This window comes from Mycobacterium arosiense ATCC BAA-1401 = DSM 45069 (genome assembly GCF_002086125.1).
GTDB lineage: Bacteria > Actinomycetota > Actinomycetes > Mycobacteriales > Mycobacteriaceae > Mycobacterium > Mycobacterium arosiense.
Map to the genome: position 1 here is coordinate 1 of NZ_MVHG01000139.1, position 7,716 is coordinate 7,716.

Consider the following 7,716-nt stretch of genomic DNA (forward strand, 5'->3'; position numbering starts at 1 on the left):
GGTGCGCACCGCGAGGTGCGCATTCAGGGCGCTGTTGACGCCGGCGATGACTCGCATTGCGGATAGTGAGTCTCCGCCGAGGTCGAAGAAGGAGTCGTCGACTCCGACTCGTTTGAGGCCGAGTGTTTGGGCGTAGATGCCGGCCAGGATTTCTTCGGTGGGGGTGGCGGGGGCGCGGTAGCCGTGGTTTTGGGCGTATTCGGGTGTGGGCAGGGCGCGGGTGTCGAGTTTGCCGTTGACGGTCAGCGGCAGTGTGTCGATGACGACTACCGCGGCCGGGACCATGTAGGCGGGCAGCCGCTCGGCTAGTTGGTTGCGGAGCTCGGCCGGGTCGGCGGTGCCGGTGATGTAGCCGATCAGGCGTTTGTCGCCGGGGCGGTCCTCGCGGGCGATGACGGCCGCCTGCTCGACCCCGTCCAGGGCGGCCAGGGCGGTGCGGATCTCGCCGAGTTCGATGCGGTAGCCGCGGATCTTGACCTGTTCGTCGGCGCGGCCCAGATATTGCAGTTGGTCATCGGGGCCCCACTTGACCAGGTCGCCGGTGCGATACATCCGTTGTCCGGACTCGGCGAAGGGGCAGGCCACAAACCGCGACGCGGTCAACCCGGCGCGGCCGAGGTAGCCGACCCCGACCTGGGTTCCGGCCACATACAACTCCCCGACCACCCCGACGGGTACCGGTTGTAGCCATTGGTCGAGCACGAAGAAGGCCGCCCGCGGTACCGGCGTACCGATGGGCACCACATCGCCGCCGGCTGTCAGGGGGGCGCTCAAGGCCACCCACATGGTGGTCTCGGTCGGGCCGTATTCATTGATCATCACCCGCCCGGGCGCCCAGCGTTCCACCAGCTCGCCCGGACAGGCCTCACCACCGACCAGCAACGTCAGCGACTCCAAGCCCTCGGGCGGTAATGTCCCTGCCGCCGAGGGGGTTTGGCACAAGACGCTGACCTGCTCGCGAATCAGTAAGTCGTGCAGGTCATCTGGGCAGGCCGCCACCGACTCGGGCACCACCACCAGGCGACCGCCGTGCAGCAGGGCGCCATAGATCTCCCAGCCCGAAATGTCGAAACTATACGAGTGCCACTGCGACCACACCTGCCCAGGTGCGGCCAACCCCGAGTCAACAGACCCCATGAGTTCGGTGACATTGCGGTGGGTGATGGCCACGCCCTTGGGCACCCCGGTGGTGCCCGAGGTGTAGATCAGATAAGCGATATCGTCCGGTGCCGGTACCGGCAATCCCGTGCACGGATATGTCTGGATTCGTGGGTCGTCGACATCGATGACCACCACGTCATGGCCGTCGAGCCGCTCGGTGAGCTCGCTGGTGGTGAGCGCGGCGATCGGTGCGGCGTCGGCGAGTATGAACCCGATCCGGGTGGCCGGATGGGCGGGATCGATCGGCAGGTAGGCCGCACCGGTCTTGAGCACCGCCAACATCGACACGATCGCCTCGGCGCACCGGGAAAACACCAGCGCCACAGTCTGTCCCGGGCGTGCTCCACGGCAGGCCAACAAATGCGCCAACCGATTCGAGGCCTCATCAAGCTCCCGATACGTCATCAAGCGGCCCCCGCAACTGATCGCCACCGCCTGGGGGGCACGGGTAACCTGGGCGGCGAACAGTGCGGGAATCGACACCGCGGTTGTTACCGTCCGGGTCAATGCGGCCCGGTTGCCGATCTCGTCGAGGCGGGCATGCTCGGTTTCGTCGAGCACATCGACCGAGGACAACAACCGGGACGGGTCGGCCGTGAGCTCCATCAACACTCGCTGCAGCCGTGCGATCAACCCCTCGATGCTGTCGGTGTCGAAGACGTCGGTGCGGAATTCCACCGATCCGCCGATCCCGGCGGGCTGACCGGCGGCGTTCCAGCGTTCGCCCAATGTCAACGTCAGGTCCATGCGGGCGACCTGGGTATCCGCCGACAGCGGGGTGACTTGCAGATCACCTAGGGCCATTTCGGCGGGGGTGCCGTCGTCTCGGCCGAAGTTCTGCCAGGCCACCACCACCTGCACCAGCGGGTGATGGGCCAGGCTTCGGGTCGGGTTGAGCCGTTCCACCAGCACCTCGAAGGGCACGTCCTGGTGCTCGTAGGCGGCCAGGCTGCGCGCCCGCACCTGAGCGAGTAGCTCAGCGACCGTGGGATCTTCGGTCAGGTCGACGCGCAGCACCAAGGTGTTGACGAAGAATCCGACCAACCCATCGAGGGCGGGATCATCACGCCCGGCGATCGCGAACCCGACCGCCACATCAGCACTGGCGCTGAGCTTGGCCAACAACACCGCCAGGGCGGTTTGGATCACCATGAAACTGGTGGTGTTGTGCTCGCGGGCCACCCGACGAATTTGTTGTTGCAGCTGCGCGGGCCAGTCCACGATCACACTGGCGCCGCGGTAATCGGCCACCGCCGGGTAGGGCCGATCGGTGGGCAGCGCCAGCCGCTCGGGCATCCCGGCCAGGGCCTGCTCCCAATAGGCCAACTGCCCAGCGATGCGGCTGTCGCTATCGGCCACCTCACCCAGCTGGGCGCGCTGCCACAGCGTGTAATCGGCATACTGCACCGCCAACGGCGCCCAGCCCGGGGCGTGTCCGGCGCAGCGGCTGGCATAGGCCACCCCCAGATCGGCCACCAGCGGGGCCATCGACAACCCGTCGGCGGCGATATGGTGCAACACCGCCACCAGCACGTGCTCATCGTCGGCGACACGGAAAAGCGTTGCCCGCAACGGGATCTCGGTCGCCAGATCAAACGAGTGACGCACCGCGGGATCGATGACCTCTACTAGCCGGCTTTCTGACCAGCCGGTGGCATCGACGACCTGCCAGCCGAAATCGGCCCGATCGGCCGGGATCACCAGCTGTTGGGGGATCCCGTCGACCGCCGGGAACAGGGTGCGCAGGCTTTCTTGGCGGGCCACCACATCGGCCAGCGCCGCCCCCAACGCCTCGGCATCCAGCGGCCCGCTCAGCCGCAACGCCGCCGCCATGTTGTAAATCGGTGACGGCCCCAACAACTGGTCAATAAACCACAACCGCTGCTGGGCGAACGACAACGGCACCACCGCCGGCCGCTCCACCGGAATAAGAGGCTCGCGCCGACCGCCATCGGCGCCGATACGCAGCGCCAACTGGGCCACCGTGGGCGCCTCGAACACGGTGCGCACCGACAGATCGGCGTCCAAGCCCATCTCGATCGCCGCGACCAACCGCATCGCCAACAACGAGTCCCCACCCAAATCGAAGAACGACTCATCGACCCCGACCCGCTCAAGCCCCAACACCTCAGCGAACGCGCCGGCCAGGATCTCTTCGACCGGGTTCACCGCCGCGCGCGAACCGGCATGCTGATATTCCGGCGCCGGCAAGGCGCGGGTGTCGAGCTTGCCGTTGACCGTCAACGGCAGCGCGTCCAACACCACCACCGCGGCCGGCACCATATACTCCGGCAACCGCTCGGCCAACGCGATGCGAATCTCGCCAGGCTCCGCGGATCCGGTGACATAACCCACCAACCGCCTATCACCCGGGCGGTCCTCGCGGGCCATCACCGCCGCCTGCTCCACCCCGTCGCAGCCCGCCAGCGCGGTGCGCACCTCACCGAGTTCGATGCGATACCCACGAATCTTGACCTGCTCATCAGCACGACCCACATACCGCAACTGCCCATCGGCACCCCAACACACCAAATCCCCACTGCGATACATCCGCTGACCCGACGCTCCGAATGGGCAAGCCACAAACCGGGTTCCGGTCAATCCCGTCCTGCGCAGATACCCATAGGCCAGCCCGGCACCGGCTACGTACAACTCGCCGACCACTCCGGCGGGCACCGGCCGCAACCACGCGTCGAGGACGAACAGCGCCGCCCCGGGCACCGGTGAGCCGATCGGTGGTGTTCCCGAGCCGGCCGTCAGTGGCGCGCTGATCGCCACGCACATGGTGGTCTCGGTCGGGCCATAGGCATTGACCATCACCCGCCCCGGCGCCCACCGCTCCACCACCTCGGCCGGGCAGGCCTCACCGACCACCGCCAACGCCGCCGACTCCAACCCCTCGGTCGGCAACGCCGCCACCGCCGACGGGGTCTGCGTCAACATGTCGACCTGTTCAGCCACCAGCACGTCGTGGAAATCCTGCGGCGAACCGGTCACCGACTCCGAGACCACCACCAAGCGCCCACCACGCAACAGCGCACCAAAGATCTCCCACACCGACACGTCAAACGCCAACGAATGACACAACGCCCACACCCCAGCGTCGGGCAACCCGGCATCCAACGACCCCAACAACTGAGTCACATTGCGATGAGTGATCCCAACACCTTTGGGCACCCCGCTAGTGCCCGAGGTGTAAATCACATACGCCACATCCTCAGGATCCGGCCCCGACAAACCCGCCGACGGGTAGCTGCCGATGCGCGGATCGTCGACATCGATAACCGTCACGCCGTGGCGTTCGAACCGCTCAGCCAGGTCGGCGATGGTGACACCGACGACCGGCCTGGCATCACCGAGCATGAAATCGATCCGAGTATCCGGTGACGACGGGTCGATAGGCAGGTAGGAAGCCCCGGTTTTGAGCACCGCCAAAATTGACGCGACCGCCTCGGCCGACCGCGAAAACAGCAGCGCCACAATCTGTCCTGGGCCAGCGCCCGCGGCTGCGAGACAATGAGCCAACCGGTTCGAGGTCTCATCCAGCTCGCGGTAGGTCATTGACAGGCCCTCGCATACCAGCGCCACCGCATCCGGGGTCCGCGCGACCCACTGAGCGAACAGCGCGGGAATCGACACCGGCACGCCGGCCGGCGCGGTCAAAACCGCTTGATTACCAAGCCGTTCCAGCCGGGCGTGCTCACCGGCATCGAGCAGATCCACCGACGAGAGCCGCCGGGTGGGGTCGGCGGTCATCGCCGCGAGCACCCGCTGCAACCGCGCGATCAACACCTCGATGCTGGCCGCGTCGAACACATCGGTGCGAAATTCCACCTGCCCGGAAATCCCTGCGGCCACACCGGCCTCGGTCCAGTTCTCCTTGAGAAAGAAGACCAGATCCATCTTCGCCGTCTCGGTATCCCCGAGCAGCGGAGTCACCTGAAGGTCACCCAAAGCGAGCCCGGTCGCGGGGACGTTGATCTGCCCGGGGAAGTTGTTCCAGCCCAACATCACCTGCACCAGCGGGTGATGGGCCAATGACCGGGTCGGGTTGAGCCGTTCCACCAGCATCTCGAAGGGCACATCCTGGTGCTCGTAGGCGGCCAGGCTGCGCCGTCGCACCTGGGCCAGCAGCTCTGCCACGGTGGGATCGCCGGTCAGATCGACGCGCAGCACCAAAGTGTTGACGAAGAACCCGACCAGTTCATCGAGGGCGGGATCGCGCCGCCCGGCGATCGCAAACCCTACTGCCACATCGTTACTGGCGCTGAGCTTGGACAGCAGCACCGCCAGGGCGGCCTGCATCACCATGAAACCGGTCGCGTTGTGCTCGCGGCACACCCGGGCAACCTGTTGCTGCAGTTGAACGGGCCACTCCACGGCCACCCTGGCACCGCGCTGATCGGCCACCGGCGGGTAGGGCCGATCGGTGGGTAACTGCAACCGCTCGGGCATCCCGGCCAGCGCCTGCTCCCACTCAGCGAGCTGTGCGGCGATGCGGCTTTCGCTGTCCTCCAGATCACCGAATTGGGCGCGTTGCCACAGCGTGTAATCGACATACTGCACCGGCAATGGCGCCCAGTCCGGCGCCCGCCCCGCACACCGGCTGGCATAGGCCACGCCCAGGTCATGCAGCAGCCGCATCGTCGACCACCCGTCGGCGGCGATTTCATGCAGCACGGCCACCAGCACGTGTTCGTCGTCGACGACGCGGAAAAGCCCTGCCCGCAACGGGATCTCGACGGCCAAATCAAACCGGTAGCCCACCGCGGCGACGACGGCTTCATTGAGCCGGTCCGCCGCCCACCCGGTGGCATCAATCACGTTCCAGCCGAAATCGGCCTGCTCGGCGGGCACCACCACCTGCCGCGGTATCCCATCGACCGCTCGGAACAGGGTGCGCAGGCTCTCGTGGCGGCCCACCACATCGGCCAGCGCCGCAAACAGCACTTCGACATCAAGGCGTCCGTTGAGCCGCAACGGCACCACCACGTTGTAAACCGGTGACGGACCCTGCAACTGGTCGATAAACCACAACCGGCCCTGGGCGAACGACAACGGGATCACCGCCGGCCGCTCCACCGGCGTCAGCGGTTCCAGGCCGCCACCCTGACCGATACGGGGTGCCAGCTGTGCAACCGTAGGCGCCTCGAACACCGCGCGCACCGAAATTTCGGCATCCAGACCGGTGTTGATCGCGGCGATCAGACGCATCGCCGACAGCGAATCCCCACCCAAATCGAAAAACGAGTCATCGACCCCGACCCGGTCCAGCCCCAGCACCTCGGCGAACACGCCAGCGATGATTTTCTCAGTTTCACTCTGAGGCGCCCGGAAGGCCGTGGCGGCAAATACCGGTGCCGGCAAGGCTTTACGGTCAAGCTTGCCCGAGGAGGTCATCGGGAATTCGTCGAGCACCACGATGTGCGTCGGCACCATGTATTCGGGCAACCACGCACTCAACTGCTGACGCACCGCGCCGATCTTGGTGTTAGTCTGCGGGTCATTGGCGTAACTGCCGCGGTGGTGAGCCCCGTCGGATGGCAGATACAGATCGGTCAGCGGCGAGGTCGCGGGGCGCTGGGTGTCGAGGGAGCTGATGAAGACCGCGTCCAGGGTGCCCGGTTGAGCGCCCCAGGTGACCGCGACGCGATATCCGGCGCTCTCACCAAGGCGGTGCAGTTGTTCGGGCACAACGGCATCAGCACCGTCGGTGCGGGCCAGCGCGTCGGCCAACGGCAGCCCGGCGGCCAGGCCGCGTTCGATGTCGACGTCGCTGATCACCCCAGCCCGGGGAACACCAGTGACACGCACGGTGCCGGGACGCTCAGACATCAATCGGGTATGCAGCCCCTCCAGGCCGGCGCACCGGGTCCACGCCCAGCTGTCCGCGCCGGCCAGTGAACGCACCGGTGCCGGGGTCTTGTAGATGGTGACGTCGTAGCGGTACCGGTTGAGTTCGTTGTCGGCCATCCCGCGCTTGACTTCGATATCCAGTCCGGCCGCCGACTCATGGCCAGCGGCCCAGTTGCTGAAAAACTCTGGGGCCAGCAGCAATTCGGCTTCGCCGAGCACAGCGCGCTGAACTCGTTGACGAATCTCGGCGGCATCAGCGGCGGCGGTGCGAGCCAGCGCGATGCCAGTTTGAAAAGCGCCCTGCAGACCGTGGTTTCGCACATCGCCGATGAACAGAGCCCCGCCCGGCGCCAGCAACCGCATCGCCACGGCCATCACGTCGCGCAGATACCCCGCACTCGGGAAGTACTGCACCACCGAGTTGAGCACCACCACATCGAAATGGCCCTCCGGCAACCCCTCGGCCACATCGGCCGGCTGCACCCGCAGCCGCACCCGATCACCCCACGGCTGCGCGGCCACCGCCGCCCGCAGCGTCTGGATCGTCGGCGCCGAAAAGTCTGTGCCCCAATACTCGACACAGTCCGGCGCGATCTGCGACAACAGCAGCCCCGAACCCACGCCGATCTCCAACACCCGCCGCGGCTGCACAGCCAGAATCCGGTTCACCGTGGCCGAACGCCACTCCACCATGTCCTC

General features: G+C 66.6%; 1 protein-coding gene. It reads right to left on the reverse strand.

Annotated elements, in window-relative coordinates; translation table 11 throughout:
- Positions 1 to 7,716, reverse strand: a 7,716-nt coding sequence (locus BST14_RS27070; RefSeq protein WP_142279641.1) for a non-ribosomal peptide synthetase, incomplete at both ends; no start/stop codon positions are given.